General features: G+C 62.4%; 12 protein-coding genes. 5 read left to right on the top strand and 7 right to left on the bottom strand.

The genetic code is table 11. The annotated features are described in order from the left end of the window. Positions 1–16: 16 nt before the first annotated feature. Positions 17–925 (bottom strand): LysR family transcriptional regulator, encoded by a 909-nt coding sequence (locus FFI16_RS30135; protein WP_178112760.1) that lies wholly within the window; start codon positions 923–925, stop codon positions 17–19. 102 nt (positions 926–1,027) lie between these two features. Here FFI16_RS30135 and tam point away from each other — a divergent pair, with 102 nt between their 5' ends. Then, positions 1,028–1,789, top strand: a complete 762-nt coding sequence (gene tam, locus FFI16_RS30130; protein ID WP_138813637.1) for a trans-aconitate 2-methyltransferase — start codon at positions 1,028–1,030, stop codon at positions 1,787–1,789. A gap of 17 nt (positions 1,790–1,806) precedes the next feature. Here the strand turns inward: tam and FFI16_RS30125 are convergent, their stop codons facing one another. Then, positions 1,807–2,370, bottom strand: a complete 564-nt coding sequence (locus tag FFI16_RS30125; RefSeq protein ID WP_138813638.1) for a cysteine hydrolase family protein — start codon at positions 2,368–2,370, stop codon at positions 1,807–1,809. A 249-nt stretch (positions 2,371–2,619) separates the two neighbouring features. On the opposite strand from FFI16_RS30125, the gene FFI16_RS30120 reads away from it, so the two are divergent. Next, entirely contained in the window at positions 2,620–3,729 is a 1,110-nt protein-coding gene (locus FFI16_RS30120; protein WP_138813639.1) for a DUF3182 family protein, read from the top strand. Beyond that, entirely contained in the window at positions 3,719–4,474 is a 756-nt protein-coding gene (locus tag FFI16_RS30115) for a S9 family peptidase (protein WP_138813640.1), read from the top strand. The genes FFI16_RS30120 and FFI16_RS30115 overlap by 11 nt, the downstream gene beginning before the upstream one ends. A gap of 126 nt (positions 4,475–4,600) precedes the next feature. Here FFI16_RS30115 and FFI16_RS30110 read toward each other — a convergent pair whose 3' ends face one another. The 3 genes from FFI16_RS30110 to FFI16_RS30100 are packed head-to-tail and all read right to left on the bottom strand — an operon-like array spanning position 4,601 to position 7,585. Continuing rightward, positions 4,601–5,557: a lysylphosphatidylglycerol synthase domain-containing protein gene (locus tag FFI16_RS30110; protein WP_138813641.1), complete on the bottom strand. Its 957-nt coding sequence runs from the start codon at positions 5,555–5,557 to the stop codon at positions 4,601–4,603. Beyond that, the gene (gene clsB, locus FFI16_RS30105; protein ID WP_138813642.1) at positions 5,547–6,809 is read right to left on the bottom strand and encodes a cardiolipin synthase ClsB; all 1,263 of its coding nucleotides are present in this window, start codon (positions 6,807–6,809) and stop codon (positions 5,547–5,549) included. The genes FFI16_RS30110 and clsB overlap by 11 nt, the downstream gene beginning before the upstream one ends. Then, complete coding sequence (locus tag FFI16_RS30100; RefSeq protein WP_065930339.1) at positions 6,806–7,585, bottom strand: endonuclease/exonuclease/phosphatase family protein; 780 nt, start codon at positions 7,583–7,585, stop codon at positions 6,806–6,808. Before FFI16_RS30100 ends, clsB begins: the two co-directional genes overlap by 4 nt. 169 nt (positions 7,586–7,754) lie before the next feature. Between FFI16_RS30100 and FFI16_RS30095 the strand changes: the two genes are divergently transcribed. Further along, positions 7,755–9,863: a mechanosensitive ion channel family protein gene (locus FFI16_RS30095; protein ID WP_138813643.1), complete on the top strand. Its 2,109-nt coding sequence runs from the start codon at positions 7,755–7,757 to the stop codon at positions 9,861–9,863. A gap of 110 nt (positions 9,864–9,973) precedes the next feature. Here FFI16_RS30095 and FFI16_RS30090 read toward each other — a convergent pair whose 3' ends face one another. Continuing rightward, on the bottom strand, positions 9,974–14,221 hold the full coding sequence (locus FFI16_RS30090) for a DEAD/DEAH box helicase (RefSeq protein ID WP_138813644.1): 4,248 nt from the start codon (positions 14,219–14,221) through the stop codon (positions 9,974–9,976). Between the two features lie 167 nt (positions 14,222–14,388). Here FFI16_RS30090 and FFI16_RS30085 point away from each other — a divergent pair, with 167 nt between their 5' ends. After that, on the top strand, positions 14,389–15,273 hold the full coding sequence (locus FFI16_RS30085) for a sugar nucleotide-binding protein (RefSeq protein ID WP_138813645.1): 885 nt from the start codon (positions 14,389–14,391) through the stop codon (positions 15,271–15,273). A gap of 200 nt (positions 15,274–15,473) precedes the next feature. Here FFI16_RS30085 and FFI16_RS30080 read toward each other — a convergent pair whose 3' ends face one another. Then, a complete protein-coding gene (locus FFI16_RS30080; RefSeq protein WP_138813646.1) occupies positions 15,474–16,172 on the bottom strand; it encodes an OmpW family protein in 699 nt (232 codons plus the stop codon). Between the last annotated feature and the right edge of the window lie 8 nt (positions 16,173–16,180).

The following is a 16,180-nucleotide window of genomic DNA, read 5'->3' as shown; positions in this document are numbered from 1 at the left end:
TTTTTAATGCCTGTGATCACGCGTCCGTCGCGGCCGCTGTGACCACCATCTCCTTGAACCTGCGCAATACCGCGGAGCCGTCGCCAATTCGCGTGGCCAAATGCAACGGCGCCACCAGGCTCTGGCACTCGGTCAGTTCGCGATAAACAATGCCATCGCCGCGCAGTCGCTGCATGGAGGCGGGGACGATGGAGACGCCAAGCCCTGCAGCCACAAGACTCAGGGTCGCGGTCATACGTGGCGCTTCCTGCACCACCTGCGGGCTGAACCCCGCTTCACGGCAGGCCACCAGAATGGCGTCATACAAACCCAGCCCTACGCGACGGCGATAGAGCACAAAAGCCTCATTAGCCAATGCTGCCAAGGGTAACGGGTGCCCCACATCAAGTGCCAAGGGATGATCGGTCGGCAGTGCCAGCAGCATCGGCTCCACCAGGATCGGTTCGTCTTGCAACTGTTGCGTGCCACTGAGCGGTGAGCGGATAAACGCGGCATCCAGTTTTTCCTGCACCAGCGCGTCCAGCAGTTCGCCGGTTCCTGCTTCTTCCAGTACCACCGAGACCCCCACAAAGGTCTCGCGAAACCGCCGCAGCACGCTGGGCACAAACGGATGCAACGCCGCCGAGCTGGTAAAGCCGATGGCGAGCCGGCCGCGTTCACCCCGCGCGGCACGGCTTACCACATCCGCTACACCCTCGGCCCGCGCCAGGATGTCACGCGCCTCGTCCAGCAATGCGAGGCCCGCCGTGGTTGGCCGCACGCCGCGGGGCAGGCGCTCCATCAGCACCACGCCTAATTGCGTTTCAAGACTTTGCAGCAAGCGCGTCAACGGCGGTTGTTGCATGCCCAAGCGTTCCGCAGCGCGGGTGATGTAACCCTCCTCGGCAATGGCCACGAAGGCTTTAAGCTGGCGAAGCTCCAACATAGGGATACTTTCAGGGTATGGGAGGATGCCAATCCTGGCATTTGTTCTCATGACTCACAAGACTTAGGCTGTGACCACCTCTAACAAATAAGGAACACCGCGATGACCTGGTCTGCCAAGCAATACACGATGTTTGAACAGCAACGTACCCGCCCGGTCCGTGACTTGGTCGCGGCCATTCCCAATACCGATGTGCGCAGCGCCGTCGACCTGGGGTGTGGCCCTGGCAATTCCACTGAAGTGTTGGCCGAGCGTTTCCCGCAGGCGCACGTTACGGGCATGGACAGTTCCGACGACATGCTGGTCGACGCCCGCAAGCGTTTGCCGAAACTGAATTTCGAGCTGGCAGACATCGGCGCCTGGAACCCAGGGCAGCAATTCGATGTGATCCTCGCCAACGCTTCCCTGCAATGGCTACCTGACCACGCCACGCTCTATCCGCACCTGGTCGACCAACTGACACCCGGCGGCACCCTCGCCGTACAAACCCCGGACAACCTCGACGAGCCGGCCCACCGGCTGGCCCGCGAAGTGGCGGCAGATGGCCCGTGGGCGGCAAAGATCGGAGCGGTCAAACACAACGAGCGACACACCGCCAGTTACTACTACGAACTGCTGAGTAAACATTGCAGCACCGTCGACGTGTGGCGCACCACCTATCAACACCCGCTGGCCGATCATGCGGCAGTGGTGGAGTGGTTCAAGGCATCGGCATTGCGGCCGTTTCTTGCGCCGTTGACCGACAGCGAAAAAACCGCATTCCTACAGCAATACCAGGCGCGTATTACCCAGGCTTACCCGGCCCTGGCTGATGGCACTGTGTTGCTGCCTTTTCCGCGCCTGTTCATCATCGCAACGCGCTGAAAGCAAGCAAGCGATGGTCATTGCGCCGCCGCTTGCGCCTTCAAGTATTCATCCGTCGACACCACGCTGGCGTACCCAAAAGCCAGCGCGGCCATATAAGCGCCATGCACCTGCGCGGCCGCAATCACCTGGCCATTGAATGCCTGGTCGCGGGTCGCGCAGGCGTCGTGAATCAGCGTGACCTTGTAGCCCAGGTCCGCCGCAGCCCGCACCACGGCGTCGATGCACATATGGCTCATGTTGCCGACCACCACCACGTCAGTGATGGCGCGTTGTTCCAGCACGGTGCGCAGGTTTGTCCCGCGAAACGCGTTCACAAAGTGTTTAAGCACCACCGGCTCGTTGCCCTCATTGAGTACCTTGGTATGCAGGTGCGCGCCCTCGGAGCCTGGCGTGAAGAAGGGCGCGTCTTCGGTGGTGAACTCATGGCGCACATGGATGACGGCATTGCCCGCCTGGCGAAACGCCTGCAGTACCTGTGCGGCCTTGTCCGCCGCGGCTTCCACGCCATCGAGCGGCCACTTGCCTTCGGGGAAGTAATCGTTCTGGATATCGATGAGGATGAGTGCTTGCTTGGCCATGGGTGTCCTTATGATGGTTGGCAGTGCCTTGCATCTTAGCTGGCCCGTGGCCATCCACGCAGCCGCTTTGATGGCGATGTCGTGCAGAACACCCTCCGTTTAAATCCCCGTCGTGCAGAATAAAACAGGCCTAGTGCCATCGCTGTTTGAGTAACTGTCTGATTTACCGGCCATCTTCGCAAACCGTGCCTTGGCGTGATCCATGCAACCTTACTCGCACACACATGGCAGGATCGCCAAGGGGGACGTATGACCCCGACTCAACGCAAAAAACGCGTAGTCGCTCACTCCACACGACGCGGCGCGCCGCAACATGAAGTCGAAACCAATCGCGCTTTGGCGCGCTGGCTGGCGCAGATTCTTGGGCTTAAATTCGGCGGCAGCTATGACCCGCAGTTACACGCCGGCCTCGACTTGTATGTGTTGCCCACCCAAACCCTGGTCGGCTCCGACCAAGCGCGGCCGCTCAATGTCAAAGGGCCGGGCGATCTGTGGGGCGGTTATGTCGACCACGCATTCATCTGCACCAAAGCGATCACCCATGGGTTGTTGAGCCCAGACGCCACAGCGCCCGAAGGCTGGTCGCCGACGTTTTGTGAGCGTGTGCGCACGGTCGTTCTCGACGGACTCAGCGTGTTCGCCCTTGAAGACGCACTGCCTGCCGCCACGCGCTTGCTTTACAGCGGGCCGATCCGCGTGAAACCGGTGCATGCCTGCGCCGGGCGCGGCCAGGAAGTTATCCACAGCCTCGACGAGTTCGAGGCGCTGCTGGCGCGGCCGCAAGCGGCGCAGTTATTCAGTGATGGCGTGGTGCTGGAGCAGGATCTGCACGACGTCACTACCCATAGCGTGGGCCAGAGCTTTATCGGCGATCACGTGTTCAGCTACTGCGGCGAGCAATACCTCACCCAGGACGGGCACGGTGAAGAGGTCTACGGCGGTTCGAGCTTGCTGGCGGTGCCCGGTGGCTACGACGACTTGCTCAAGCTCGATTTGCCCGACGATGTGCGCGAAGCCATCCAACAAGCCCAGGTTTTCGACAGCGCCGCCGATGAGGCCTACCCTGGGTTCTATGCCTCGCGGCGCAATTACGACATTGCCCAAGGCCTGGACAGTGACGGTCAACGTCGTAGCGGCGTGCTCGAACAATCCTGGCGCATGGGCGGGGCCAGCAGCGCGGAAGTCGCGGCGCTGCAGAGCTTTATCAATAACCCTGGCCTGCGGGCGATTCAGGTGTCTTCAGTGGAGACTTACGTGGATGAGCCACTGCCGGCGGACGCCATCGAGGTGTATCGCGGCCCGGCCGAAAACAGCGACTTTCTTCTCAAGTATGTGACGGTTGAATCTTATGACGGCTAGAAGCGAAAGCATTGCGATCGACATCGACGACGAACAGATGAGCGGCACCTTCCTGAGTCCCAAATCCAAAGTCCCCGGCGTGTTGTTAGTACACGGCTGGGGCGGCAGCCAGGAGCGCGACCTGGAGCGCGCCAAGGGCATCGCCGGCTTAGGCTGCGTGTGCCTGACCTTCGACCTGCGCGGCCATGCCGGCACCGGCATTCCCTTATCGCGCGTCACCCGTGAAGACAACCTGCGCGACCTGCTGGCGGCCTACGACCGTCTGCTCTCACACCCCGCCATCGACACCTCGGCCGTGGCCGTGGTGGGCACCAGTTATGGCGGCTACCTGGCGGCGATTCTCACTTCATTGCGCCCGGTGCGCTGGCTGGCGCTGCGCGTGCCGGCGTTGTACCGCGACCAGGAATGGCTCAAGCCCAAGCGCGAGCTGGATAAGGCCGACCTGATGGATTACCGCAGCACCCTGGTGCATGCCGAGACCAATCGCGCCCTGCATGCCTGCGCCAAGTTCAGCGGTGACGTGCTGATCGTCGAATCCGAAACCGACGACCATGTGCCCCATGCCACCATCATGAGTTACCGCGCGGCCTGCCAGAACACCCATTCGCTGACCCATCGGATCATCGATGGCGCCGACCATTCGTTGAGCGACCCGGTGTCGCAGCAGGCCTACACCTCGATCCTGGTGGACTGGATTACCGAAATGGTGGTGGGGGAGCGGTTGAGCATTATTCAATCACGCTGATGCAGTGCTCTTTAGGCCGCTTTCGCGAGCAAGCCCGCTCCCACATTCGACCGAGTATATCCTTGAAATAGAGTCACGTGTGGGAGCGGGCTTGCTCGCGAAGGCGCCAGACCAATCACCCCATCTTCAAGCCGGTGTCTTCTTCACCCGCAACGCCTTGGCCTTAGCCTCCACGGCCAGGTACATCACCAACGCCACCAGCAGCGGCAAAATAAAGTAGATCGCCCGGTAGGCAATCAGCCCTGCAAGCAAACTGCCCCGCGACGCCTCATGCTGCATCAGCGCGATAAACACTGCCTCCAGCACCCCGAGCCCGGCCGGGATGTGGGTGATCACCCCGGCAATCGCGCTGATCAGCAGCACACCCAGTACCAGCGGGTAATCCAGCTTGGCGGGCAGCAACGTAAAGATCACCGCTGCCATCAACGACCAATTCAACGCACCCAGTGCCAGTTGCAAACAGGCCATGCGTAACGACGGCAAGTTGATCTCGATGCCCTTGATCGACCAAGCGCGTTTCTTTGCAAACTGGCAGGCCGCCAGATAACCCAGGCTGGCCAGCATCAGCAGCACGCCAATGCCTTGCAACGCGCCGCTGCTGACTTTCCAACCCGGCGGCATGGTCACCAAACCACTGCTGAACACCACACCGGCCACGGCCATATAGCCAAACCAGTTGGTGGCCAGGCTCAACCCAAGAATCTTGGCAATATTGCTGGTGCTCACCCCGAGCCGCGAATACAGCCGATAGCGCATGGCAATGCCGCCGACCCACGCGCTCAGGTTGAGGTTGAAGGCATAGCTGATGATCCCTACCGGCAGGATCTGCTTCCAGCGTAAATCCTGGCGAATGTAAGTACGGCCGATCAGGTCGAAGCTGGCGTAGACAAGAAAACTGCACAACGTCAGCCCGCCGGCGATCAACAGCGTGCGCAGCTTGAAGTCCGCCAGCGTCTGCAGCACTTCGCTCCAGTCGATGCGCTGCGCGAGCAGGGTGAACAGCACAATCAGCAGCACAAAGAACGCAATAGTCAGCGGTTTCTTCCAGCGCTTGAGCCGCGAGTCGCCGCTTTCAGTGCTCATGGGCCTGGCTCTCGAATGGCTTGAGGCGCGGTTTGTGTGCCGGCAGCCAGCCCGTCAGCGCGGGGAAGTGCCGCATCACATGGAACACCAAAAAGCCGACGGTCAATCGCCACAACCACAGGCGCGGCTTGCGCTTTTCCGGCATGGTCTGGCAATGATTGCGCGCCAGTGTTTCCAGGCTCTGGTACAGCTGTTGATTGAACGCGTGGTCACGAATCAGCACGTTGGCCTCCAGGTTCAGCGACAGGCTCAGTGGGTCCAGGTTGCTCGAACCCACGGTGCTCCAGTCGTCATCCACCAAGGCCACTTTGCCGTGCAGAGGGCGCTGGCAATACTCATGAATCACCACGCCATCCTTGAGCAGATAGTCATACAGCATGCGCGCCGCGAGCTTGGCCAGCAGCACATCGGGCTGGCCCTGCATGATCAGTTGCACCTGCACGCCACGCCGCGCGGCATTGCGGATTTCACGCAGCAGGCGGTAGCCGGGGAAGAAGTAGGCGTTGGCAATCACCGCGCGTTTTTGCGCCTTGCTCAAGGCGTGTATATAGGCCTCTTCAATGTCATCACGGTGTTGCAGGTTATCGCGGTAAATCAGGCGCACCAGGCCGTCGTCGGTGAGCGTCGGCCACGGTGACGGTCGTTGCTGGCGCCGTCGCCAGCCGCGTCGCGTGCGTACCTGGCGGCCACTTTGGGCGAGGGCGAAATGATGCAGGTCCGCCACGGCCGGGCCGCTCACTTGCACGGCATAATCCTGCTTGGCTTCGGGGCCGAAATCAGCCAAGTGGTCGGCCGAAAAATTGATCCCGCCGATAAACCCCACGGCGGCGTCCACCACTACAATCTTGCGGTGCAGGCGACGGAACCAGTTGGTGCGAATACCCACTATCTTGGCTGCCGGGTCAAACATTTGCACCGTCACCCCAGCCTCGGCCAGTTCACCGAGAAAGGCTGGGCTCAGCTCACCGCAGCCAAACCCATCGAGGCTGACGATCACCTTTACGCCACGTTGCGCCGCCTCAATCAGGATGCCTTGCAGTTCATGGCCAACCTTGTCTTCGAACAGAATAAAGGTCTCCAGCAAGATCTCCCGCTGCGCCTGGCGCATGGCCTCGAAGACGGCGGGAAAGTACGCCTCGCCGTTCTCCAGCAGCTCAATGCGGTTGCCCGGCTGCCAGCCGTAATCGAGGTCGCGGGCCTTGGCATCATCCGGCGGTTGGTCGGTGGCGATGTGTTCCACGGCGACACTCATAGCTCAATCTCCACCGACAACGGCACGTGGTCTGACAGATGGGACCACGGCCGTGTCGTCAGCGCCTTGGGGTTATGCACCTTGAGGTTGCGCACATAGATGCGATCCAAAGGCAGCAACGGCAAGCGCGCCGGAAAGGTGCGCGCCGGTTTGCCATGGGCCTCGATAAACACCTCCCTGAGCCCGCTCTGGCTCAGGTCGGCCTTCTGGCGCCAGTCATTGAAATCACCGGCGACGATCAGCGCCGCGTCAGCCGGAATCTCGGCGATGCGCTGCTCCAGCAGCCGCAATTGCTGCTGGCGATGCACTTCGCGCAGGCCCAGGTGCATGCAGATCGCATGCACCTCCTGGCCGCTGCCCGGCAAGCGCAGCACGCAATGCAGCAGGCCACGGCTTTCATGGCCGCTCTGGGAAATGTCGAGGTTGTCGTAGCGGATGATCTGGAATTTGGACAGCAGCGCGTTGCCGTGGTCGCCATGCGGGTAGACCGCGTTGCGGCCGTAGGCGAACTGCGGCCAGATGCTGTCGGCGAGGAACTCATACTGAGGCATCTTCGGCCAGTCGCTGTAACGCTGCGGGTGCCGCTCATGGGTGCCGTGGATTTCCTGCAGGAACACCATGTCGGCGCCCACGCTGCGCACCGCCTCTCGCAACTCGGGCAGGATGAAGCGTCGGTTCAACGCGGTGAAACCCTTATGGATATTCACCGTCAGCACGGTGAAGCGGGTGATGGCGGTGCTGGGCGTAACGGGCACCCAGTCGGCAATCGCAGCCATGATCGCTCCTGTGGATAAGTAAAGGGTGAGGCCTGTGTTATTGGCTGACTGCGGCGGTTGGGGGAAAGTTTCGAGTGACCTACAGGCGGTATACCTGTCACGGAAAGCGAACTTTGCCGGTGCCAAGGCACTCAGTTCCTTACAGACCCTGCTGAAGGAGCCCGGTGTTTTGCTGAATCTAAAGACTGCATTACTGCTCGTCGCGCTATTGGTGTTTGGCAATGGCGCACTGCAAGCCGCGGCCCCGGCGCCTGCGGCAGATGAGGCTCCAGCCAAGCCGGAGTTGCTGGTCGAAGGTGGCCTGCTCGGCGCCATCAGCTCCAGCATTGACGATGTGCAAGACAAACTCGACCTTAATCAGAACCTCATCGACGCCTGGCGCCTGCGCGCCGACCGCGCGGCGGATGAGGTCGGGCGGCTGGTCGATCAAACCGCCCAACGCTCGCCGTGGAGCGTGGCCGGGGACTTCCTGCTGCTCTCCGGGGTGTGGGTCGGCGCCTTTGCGGCACTCACGCTGCTCGGGCGCTTTAGCGTGCAGCGCCTCAGTCGGCGGCGTTTCGTTGCGCAGCGTGAGCGTCTGCAGGGCGTACTGGGTTACGTGGTGCCCTACACGATTCCAGCCCTGATCTGCCTGCCACTGACGCTTTACGTCAGCCACTTTTTACCCAGTTCCGTAGGCCGTGCGCTGGCGCTGTGTTTTGCCTATGCCACCAGCAGCGGCATCTTCTCCACGTCGATGCTGTTGTGCGTCATCGTCATGTTCAACGTCGGCCACAAACGCCCGGCTGTGCAGATTATTCGCAATTATTGCCCCAAGCCGCTGTTTCTGATTGGCTTTCTGGCCGCCCTCAGCGACGCGTTGACCAGCCCGCAGATCGCGCGCCAGTTGGGCGGCAATATCACCAGCAGTATCGCGGTGTTTACCGGCCTGTTCGCGGCGGTGATTTTCGGCGTGCTGGTGGTGCGCCTGCGCCGTCCGGTCGCGCATCTGATCCGCAATCGGCCGCTGGCCCAGCGCCTCAAGCACCCGGCGCTGCAGCAATCGCTGCGGGTGTTTTCCGGGCTGTGGTATTGGCCGATTCTGTTGATGGTGCTGGTCTCGGCGATCAACCTGATCGGCGCCGGCGACGATAATCAAAAAGCCCTGCGTTGCGCTTTGTTCACCACGATTCTGTTGATTGGCACGGTGTTTCTCAGCACCGTTTTGCAACATTTGTTCAAGTCCCGCAGCCAGGTGGCGATCCAGCGCAGCAGTGCCTATAAGGAGCGCTTCCTGAGCCTGCTGCACGCGATATTGCGTATCGCCATGGCCATCGCGTTTATCGAAGTTCTTGGGCGTATCTGGGGCATCTCGCTGTTCGAGTTCGCCCAGCGCAATTCGGTGGGTCGGGCGATCAGCGATTCCCTCAGCAGCATCGGCCTGATCCTGCTGGTGACCTGGCTGTTCTGGGTGGTGCTCGACACAGCAATCCAGGAGGCGTTGAAACCGCCGGTGAATAAACGCTCCAGCCGCCAGCCCAGCACGCGGGTCAAGACCATCCTGCCGTTGCTGCGCAATGCGGTGAAGATCGTGCTGGTGGTGATCTGCGCGATCACCACCATGGCCAACCTGGGCATCAATGTCGCGCCGCTGCTGGCGGGTGCCGGTGTGGTCGGCCTGGCCATCGGTTTTGGCTCCCAGCAGTTAGTGCAGGACGTGATCACCGGCCTGTTCATCATCATCGAAGACACCCTGTCGATTGGCGACTGGGTGGTGCTCGATTCCGGCCATGCCGGCACGGTCGAAGGCCTGACCATCCGCACCCTGCGCCTGCGTGACGGCAAGGGTTTTGTGCACTCGGTACCGTTCGGGCAGATCAAGGCGGTCACCAACCAGTCGCGACAGTTTGCCTATGCGTTCTTCTCGGTGCAGTTCACCTACGACACCGACGTGGACAAGGCTGTGGAGCTGATCCGTGAGGCGGGGCAGTCGATCCGCGACGATGTATTCCTCAAGTACAACCTGCAAGGTCCGCTGGAAGTGTTCGGGGTCGACAAGATGGACCTCAACGGCGTGGTGCTCACGGCGCAGTTCCGTACCGTGTCCGGCGGGCAGTACGCCGTTAGCCGGGCATTTAACCAGCGCCTGAAAAAGCTTGTGGATAACTGTGATGAGGTGCACTTCGCGCAAACTTATCCACAGCAGGTTTGGCTGCCCAAGCGCACCTCGCAGGTGGATGAGGCGGGGGAACAGGTGCCGGGTGCGGTGGTGTTGACCGAGCAGCACAGGCCTCAATGATGTAATGACTGTCAGGGCCTCATCGCAGGCAAGCCAGCTCCCACAGTTGGAATGCATTCCCCTGTGGGAGCCGGGCTTGCCCGCGATGAGACGGCAAGGGCTATACAGATTCAGCGCCTGATCAACTTCTCCTGCACCGCCTGCAAATCCTCCTCCAGCAACACCTGCTGCTTACCCGCAACCATCATCGCCGCTGGCAAGCCATCGCGATACACAATTCGATTGCCGCTCACCGCCGGCACTTTGCTGCCCGGCAGCAAGGTGCCCACCAGATTTAATGGGTCAGCCCCGCACACCGCGATCAAGCTGCCGTCATGCGGCCGGCGTCTTACCTCACGCAGCAATGGAATCGCCTCCGGCAACGCAAACTGTTCCCCTGCCAAACCACTCACAAACCGCCCGCCGCGAATTTCGCCCCGCGCCTCCAGGCGATGGAAGGTGCGCAGCAATTCGCGCCAGCTCGGCAGCCAGTCGGCCTCCCGCTCCAGCAACCGCCAGAACACCACGCCATAACGGCGCAGCAGGGTCATGGCCACATGCTCCAGGGTCTCGGCCGAATGCGCTCCGGCGGCGCTGGGCGAGCGGCGCACCAGGGCCCAGCGCCCGGCGTCGTCCATGCCGCCGATAAACGCCCCGCGCCCACGCCGGCTGCTGCGTGCCTGGCGTTTGCTGGCGGGCGTGGTCAAGGCCCGCAGCCCGGCGAAGCTGTCGGCATTCACCAGCCCGGCGCCCACCAGTTCCTGCAAGGCGGTTTCCAGTTCGCTGCGCAGCAGATGGGCTTCGAGCATCAGTTCGTCGAAAAACAGCGCGCCGTGCTCACGCAGCGCCAGGTGGACTTTCTGGGCCTTGGGCGACAGCGTGGTGCTATCGGTCGGTTCGGTCAGCCCGCTCCACAACGGCACTTGGCTGCGCGGCAACAACACCACCGGCGTACTGCGCAGTGCCAGGGCGCCAGCCTTGTTGCTCAGGCGCGTCCACACCAGTTTACCGCTGCGGCACAGCTCATCGAGCCAGGTGGGGGAATAGTCCTTGAGCCGCGCACTGAGCAAGTCGCTGTCCCAGGCCGAAGTGGCGGCGGCGTAGCCTTCGAACTGCCCGACGATCTGCGGCAACATTGCGCTGCCCAGGCCACGAGTACCGTCGGACAGGTGCTGCCAATCGAACAGAAAGCGCATGAAGTCCTGCAGCGCCACCGGCTCGATTTCCCGGCGCAAACGCTTGACTGTGTAGCGATGGATACGCGCGAGCAAATGCCGCTCGCACCATTGTTCCTGGGTAGCGCCGGGGCTGAAACGGCCGCGCAGTACGTAGCCTTCCTGCTCCAGACGCGCGAGTGCCTGGCTGATGTCAGCGGCCGGCAGGGCCAGCGGCGTGGCGATCTCGGCCAGGGTCAACGGGCCGAACCCGCCAAGGCGCGCGCGCAGCACCTCGGCCAGTGCATCGTCAAAGGTCCAGGGTTCATCGAAGCCCGGCAATAACGGCAAGCCGTTCGGATAGACCGCTTGCAGGCAACTCAGGCGTTCCACCGCCACCCACAGGCCATTGTCCAGTTGATAGGCGCGCCCGCCGTTGGCCAAGGCGTGCAACCACTCGGCCCATTGCGGCGTGACTTCGTTACCGGCGATACACGAAAGGCTCATCAACGCCTCATGCATTTCATCCAGGCCATGGGGCGCGGGCCAGGCTTCTTCTTGCACGCCGGCAATGGCCTCGGCGTCCAGCGCGCCAAGGTCGTCGGTACTGTGCGGGTCGCTCCAGCGACGGTTGAGCACGGCCTGGGTGCGGCGCTCCTCCAGCGGTGCGTCGTCGAGAAAGGTGTAGGGCCGTGCGCTGAGAATTTCGGCGGCCATGGGCGAGGGCGCGGGCAGGTCGCGGCTGATCAGGCGCACTTCGCCGCGTTCCATGCGCCGCAACAGCGTCAGCCAACCCTCGCTGTCCATGGCTTCGTGCAGGCAGTCGTCGAGGGTTTGCTCCACCAGCGGGTGTTCGGGGACTTCGCGCTCGCCGGCAAGGTTTTCCAGGCAGGCAATCTGGTCGGGAAACACGCTGGCGATCAGGTCTTCGCTTTTCATGCGCTGGATCTGCGGCGCCACTTTGCGCCCGCCGGTGAAGCGCGGCAACGCCAGGGCCACACCGGCATTCCAGCGCCAGCGCACGCCAAACAGTGGCGCATCCAGCACGGCCTGGATCAGCAGGTGCTCGGCGCTGTTGCTGTTCACATAGCGCCATACTTCATCCAGCTCAAAACTGTGGCTGGTGGACAGTGACAGCACGATTGCATTCTCACTGGCCGCCGCCTGCAATTCAAAGTTGAACGTGCGGCAAAAACGCTTGCGCAGCGCCAGGCCCCACGCGCGGTTGATGCGGCTGCCGAACGGCGTGTGGATGATCAACTGAGTGCCGCCGGACTCGTCGAAAAACCGCTCCATGATCAACGTGTCCTGGGACGGTAATGCGCTCAGCGCCAGGCGCGCACGGGCCAGGTAGTCAAGGATCTGTTCGGCGCTGGCGCGGTTCAGGCCAAGGCTGGTGGTGAGCCAGTCTTGTGCGGGTTGCAGGTCACCGGGCGTGGTGCTGAGCAGGGCGTCCAACTGCCCCTGAAAACGCGCGACTGCCGCCGACAACTCGTTGCTGCGCCCCGGCGCTTCACCCAGCCAGAAGGGAATGGTCGGCGGCTGGCCGTGGGCATCTTCGACACGGACCTTGCCGCTTTCTACCCGCAAAATTCTGTAGGACGTATTACCGAGCTGGAAGATATCCCCGGCGATGCTTTCCACCGCGAAGTCTTCGTTGACGCTGCCGATGTTCAGGCTCTGGGGTTCCAGCAATACGCTGTAGTCGGCGTTGTCGGGGATGGTGCCACCGCTGGTTACAGCGGTGAGTTTGGCGCCACGGCGGGCGCGCAGGGTGTGGGTCACTGCGTCACGGTGCAGGTAGGCGCTGCGGATGCCTTGGCGGCCGTTATAGCCGTCGGCGAGCATGTGCAGCAGTGCCTGAAAGTGGCGCTCATCCAGTGCGGCGTAGGGTGAGGCGCGGCGGATAAGGGCCAGCAGCGCCTGTTCCGGCCATTCGCGGGCGCTGACTTCGGCGATGATCTGTTGGGCCAGCACGTCCAGCGGGGCAATGGGGATGTGCAAGGTATCCAGTTCGCCGCGCCGCACGCAGTCGAGCAGGGCGGCGCATTCGATCAAGTCATCGCGGGTGGTGGCGAACAGTCGCCCCTTGGGCGTGCCGCCGACCTGGTGACCGGAACGCCCGACCCTTTGCAGAAAACCGTTAATGGAACCGGGCGAGCCGATCTGGCACACCAGGTCGACCTCACCGATATCAATCCCCAACTCCAGCGACGCGGTGGCGATCAGCACTTGCAGCCCGCCGGCCTTGAGCCGTTGCTCGGCGTCCAGGCGCAGCTCTTTGGCCAGGCTGCCGTGGTGCGCGGCCACGGCGGTCTTGCCCAAACGCTCGCTCAAGTGCCGGGCCAAGCGTTCGGCCAGGCGCCGGGTATTGACGAACACCAGCGTAGTGCGGTGTTCGCGGGCCAGCGTGGCGAGGCGGTCGTAGACCAACTCCCACACATCGTTGGCCATCACTGCCGAGAGCGGCACCGGCGGTACTTCGATATCCAGGTCGCGGGGGCGTGCGTGGCCGATATCGACGATGGCGCACTCACGCCCGCTGCCGACCAAAAAGCGCGACACCGCCTCGATAGGCTTTTGCGTGGCCGACAGGCCGATACGGGTGAGCGGCTCGCTGCATAAACCTTGCAGGCGCTCCAGGCTAAGGGCCAGGTGGCTGCCGCGTTTGCCGGCGGCGATCGCATGGATTTCGTCGACGATCACCGTGCGCGTGCTGGCCAGCATCTGCCGACCGGAGTCCGAACCCAGCAATACGTAGAGCGATTCCGGCGTGGTGACGAGGATATGCGGCGGCCGTTTGCGCATCAGTGCGCGGTCTTTTTGCGGGGTGTCGCCGGTGCGCACGGCGGTGCGGACAGTCAGCGGCGGCAGGCCCTGCGCCTGTAATTGCGCGGTGATACCGGCCAGCGGGTTTTGCAGGTTGATCTGGATATCGTTGGACAGCGCCTTGAGCGGCGACACGTACACCACCAGCGTCTCATCCGGCAGTTGCCCGCCATTGGCCAAGCCTTGGTGCACCAGGTCATCGAGCACCGCCAGGAACGCGGTCAGGGTCTTACCGGAGCCTGTGGGCGCGGCGATCAAGGTTGAGCGGCGTTCGCGGATCAGCGGCCACGCCTGGGCCTGGGCGCCGGTCACCGAGGGGAAGGTGTTGCCAAACCAGGCACTGACGGCGAGGTGGAAGCCGTCCAATACCGTGTCGGTTGATTCGGGAAGGTTCATCTATTGATTGATACTGCCCATTCCAACAAGTTGCAATCAGGTACTTTGTCCGTGACGGTTGCGCTACAAACCCGCAAAATGCAACGATTCTGGCAACAACCTACGGCAAGGCGCACACGCCTGCCGATAATAACCATCGTTCCAAACAGACCGGGCCTGCTCAATCTATGCGAATGCGCCTTATGTTACTGGGCGGCGGGAATGCCCTCGGGCAGGCGCTGATTCGCCTCGGTGCAGAGGAAGACATCGGTTTCCTCGCACCTAAACCGCCCCAAGACGGCTGGGATGCCGCGAGCCTCACCCAATTGCTCGACGACACCCGTCCCGATGCGCTGATCAACCTCGCCTACTATTTCGACTGGTTCCAGGCCGAAGCAGTCAGCGAAACACGTCTGGCCGCACAGGAGTTCGCCATCGAACGCCTGGCCGAACTGTGCCAGCACCACAACATCACCTTGCTGCAACCGTCCAGCTACCGCGTGTTCGATGGCTCCCGCGCCACCGCCTACAGCGAAAAAGACGAGCCGGTGCCCCTGGGCCTGCGTGGTCAGGCGCTGTGGCGGATCGAGCAGAGCGTGCGCGCCACTTGCCCGCAACATGTGCTGCTGCGGTTTGGCTGGCTGCTGGATGACAGTGTTGATGGCACCCTTGGGCGCTTCCTGGCGCGTGCCGAGAAGCCGGATGAATTGCTGATGGCCGATGACCGGCGCGGCAACCCGACGCCGGTGGACGACGCGGCGCGGGTGATCATTTCGGTGCTCAAGCAACTCGATTGCGCGGCGCCGCTGTGGGGCACCTATCACTACGCTGGCCACGAAGCGACCACGCCGTTGGCGCTGGGCCAGGCGATCCTTACCGAAGCGCGCAATTTTCACCCGCTGGCGATCGAGTCGCCCACCGCCCAGGCCCACGCGGCGCGGCCGGATGCGGCGGACGAGCCGCAGCACGCGGTGCTGGCCTGCAAGAAAATCCTCCACACCTTCGGCATCAAGCCACGGGCGTGGCGGGCGGGGTTACCGGCGTTGCTGGACCGGTTCTACCGGCACGGCTGACACCGCACAAAACCCAATGTGGGAGGCAGGTTTTGTGTGGGGAGGCTCTACCGCCATAGCTGACACCCTGCAAAACCAAAATGTGGGAGCGGGCTTGCTCGCGAAAGCGGTGGTTCAGTCGACTGATATGTTGACTGAATGACCGCTTTCGCGAGCAAGCCCGCTCCCACAGGGGTTATGCAGTGGTGCTTGAGCCGGGATTAGAACTTGTAACCAATACCCACCATGTAAACCATCGGGTCAACATCCACATTGACCTTGGCACGTGTGCCTTGGCCCAGCGCATTGTTATCCACCGTCGCCTTGGTGCTGATGTCGATGTAACGCGCCTGGGCGTTGATCATCCACTTGTCGTTGATCATGTAGTCGGCGCCGATCTGCGCGGCCCAGCCCCAGGAGTTTTCGGCCTTGAAGTTGCTGAAACCGGCTTGTTCGGCGCGGCTGCCGACGTGCTCGTCGTAGATCCAGGTGTAGTTGATACCGGCGCCTACATACGGCTGGAACGCGGACTTGTTGTCCAGCGGGTAGTACACGACGCTCAAGGTCGGCGGCAGGTGCTTCAGCGTACCGAGCTTGCCATTGGCGGCGCCCAGGGCGGTGTTCTTGATCTTCACATCATGCTCGAACGGCGTGGCGGCCAGCAGTTCGATGCCGATGTGGTTGGTGATCATGTAGGCGAAGTTGAGGCCCAATTGGGTGTCGCTGCTCATGGTCGCCTTGCCGCCCAGGTTGGTGCCGGCCAATGGGCCTTGGTCAACCTTCACATGGCCGCTGTCTGCTTTCGGGTTCACGGTGATTGCACCGGCACGAACCAGAATGTCGCCCGCTTCGTGAGCGTGTGCGACAGGGGCGGCGAGGGCAAGCGCGAAGAGGGACGCGCCGAGCAGAGACTTGTTCATGGGAGCTC

Source organism: Pseudomonas sp. KBS0710 (assembly GCF_005938045.2).
Lineage (GTDB): Bacteria > Pseudomonadota > Gammaproteobacteria > Pseudomonadales > Pseudomonadaceae > Aquipseudomonas.
Note: the sequence above shows the minus strand (reverse complement) of the source record. Positions and strands in the feature narration are given on the sequence as shown.